Source organism: Streptomyces sp. MBT65, assembly GCF_016612545.1.
Classification (GTDB): Bacteria; Actinomycetota; Actinomycetes; order Streptomycetales; family Streptomycetaceae; genus Streptomyces.
The window spans coordinates 1-2,029 of sequence record NZ_JAENRY010000569.1 but is presented as its reverse complement, the minus strand read 5'-3'; the positions used below and the strand labels follow the sequence as shown (position 1 = coordinate 2,029).

Sequence of the window (2,029 nt, the reverse complement as noted above, 5' to 3'; positions counted from 1 at the left end):
CCTGAAAGGCGGCGGCCAGGCGGCGCTCCAGGTCCGGTCCTGGGCGGTCGCGGTAGAGCTTGACGACGATGGTGTCGTCGCCCTCGACGGGGAAGACGGCCGCCTGGCCGCCGCCTTTCAGGGGGAGTTCGGCCAGCGTGACGGGCTTGCCGTCCAGGTGGACGACGCGGCCGGTCACGGGGTCACCGCGCGCACGGCCCGCAGCAGGGTCTTGTCGTCGCCGTTGAGACTGGTCAGCCGGTCGGAGCGGAGGAGCGCGGCGATGTTCTCGCTCGCGCTGTCGGTCACCGGCCCCGGGGTGTCCAGGGAGCGCAACACGGCGTCCACGAAAGAGGTGTTGGGCTGCGGCGGGCCGCCGCCGGAGTGGGACAGGGCGGCCTGGGCGAGGCCGTCGGTGGACAGCAGCACGCCGTCGACGCGCGGGTCCGCCACGCAGTCGGTGCGCAGTCGGCGGGGTGCGTCGGGCGAGGTGAGGAAGACGGTCTCGTTGCTGTACTCGCTGACCGCGGGCGGCTGCGGGAGCAGGTGGAACTGCCGTTCCCCGTCCTCCGTTCCGGCGCGTACGACGACGAAGCCGTCGCCGACGCTGAGATGGCCCAGCCAGCCGGGGGTGAGGACCACGACGGTGAGGGTGGTCGCGTAGTCGGGGGCACTGGCGCCGTAGGTGTCCAGGAAGAGCTTCGCCACGTCGTGGAAGGCGTCGGCGAGCAGGTCGTGGACCTCGTCGCCGGGCGGGCAGCCGGACACCGCGGCGACCCGGCGCCGGAAGTGTTCGGCCGCCAACTCGACGGCGTGCAGGGCCCCTTGGTCGGAGTGCGGGCGGCTGCCCGCGCCGTCCGCGACGGCGAGGACGGCCACGGACGCGGAGGCCGTGTAGGTGCAGGCGTCCTGGCAGGGGGTGCCGGTGCGGCGGTGGCGGTAGCCCTCGACGCTCAGGCCGTGGATGCGCCAGGGCGACGCCGCCACCGCTCAGCTCTCCCAGGCCGGGCGCTGGGTCTTGAACTGGCTGAAGATCTTCTCGAAGACCTCGTCGCCCGCGCCCTTCTGCTCGGCGTTCGCGCTGGCCGACATCATCTGGAGCAGCTCGCGGAACGGGAAGCCCTGGATGCGCGCGTTGAACTTGGGTGCGAAGGCCTGGAGGACCTGTTCGCCGCGGTCGGTGATGCCGCCGACGCCGATCGCGTACAGCCGGAAACGGCGGGCCTGTTGCTCCTCGGCGAGGACGGGCAGCAGGCGGTGCCAGGAGTCGGTCATATGGCCGGTGGCGTCGGTGGGGAGGCCGTCGGTGACCAGGCAGATCTGCGGGCGGTAGTACTGGAGTCCGGAGGCGCGCAGCTCCGCCTTGCGGGCGGCGACGACATGCATGGCCAGCTCCAGCGCCTCCGTCATCAGGGTGACGCCGGACGCGGTGAAGCGGGGTGCCTGGAAGGCGTGCGCGGGCACGAAGGGGCTCACCGGGGCGCCGGGGGCGAGGAGTTGGGGTCCGCGCCAGGCGCCGACGCCCCGGCCGCCGAAGGTGATCACGGCGACCTCGACGCTGTAGCTGAGGGACACGTCGTCGTGCAGTTCGCGGGTCCACTCGGCCAGCGCGTCGTTGAGGGACTGGATCGGCGCGCCCGCCATGGAACTGGACGTGTCCAGACACAGGACCAGCGGCAGCCGTTGCGCGTTGTTCTCGAACTCGATGTCGGCGTACTCCGCCGGCAGCGTGGGCGGGTATTCGCTGTGCATGGTGTCTCCCGGTCGAGCGAGCGCTACGGGGATGCGGTACGGGGGTCACGAGCTGCCGCGGGCGTGATGCCGGGCGGCGGGCGGGAAGGCGTACAGGACGTCGGAGTCGGGTTCGTGCGCGTCGGTGACCTCGACGTACGCACCGGGTACGGGCGGGGGCCGGTCCGGTTCGGCCCACACCGCGCGGTACAGGACGCGGTCGAGTTCGACATAGCCCTGCGGGTGAAGTGCCGTACGCACGACGGCCGTTCTGGACGGGCCCGGGCGGGGGCCGACCTGGCGGCCGTAGGAGGTGGCG

At 72.5% G+C, this 2,029-nt stretch carries 2 protein-coding genes and 1 pseudogene; all 3 read right to left on the bottom strand.

Annotated features, from left to right (window positions below):
- Window positions 1-174: 174 nt before the first annotated feature.
- Window positions 175-966, bottom strand: a complete 792-nt coding sequence (locus tag JHN63_RS50415) for a PP2C family serine/threonine-protein phosphatase (protein WP_200691841.1) — start codon at window positions 964-966, stop codon at window positions 175-177.
- A gap of 3 nt (window positions 967-969) precedes the next feature.
- Complete coding sequence (locus JHN63_RS50410) at window positions 970-1,731, bottom strand: VWA domain-containing protein (RefSeq protein ID WP_200691840.1); 762 nt, start codon at window positions 1,729-1,731, stop codon at window positions 970-972.
- 45 nt (window positions 1,732-1,776) lie between these two features.
- Window positions 1,777-2,029, bottom strand: a pseudogene (locus tag JHN63_RS50405) (hypothetical protein); the annotation flags it as partial.

Bases quoted from the DNA above. Each gene is read 5' to 3' on its own strand.
- JHN63_RS50410 (WP_200691840.1), bottom strand. From the start codon at position 1,731: ATGCACAGCGAATACCCGCCCACGCTGCCGGCGGAGTACGCCGACATC.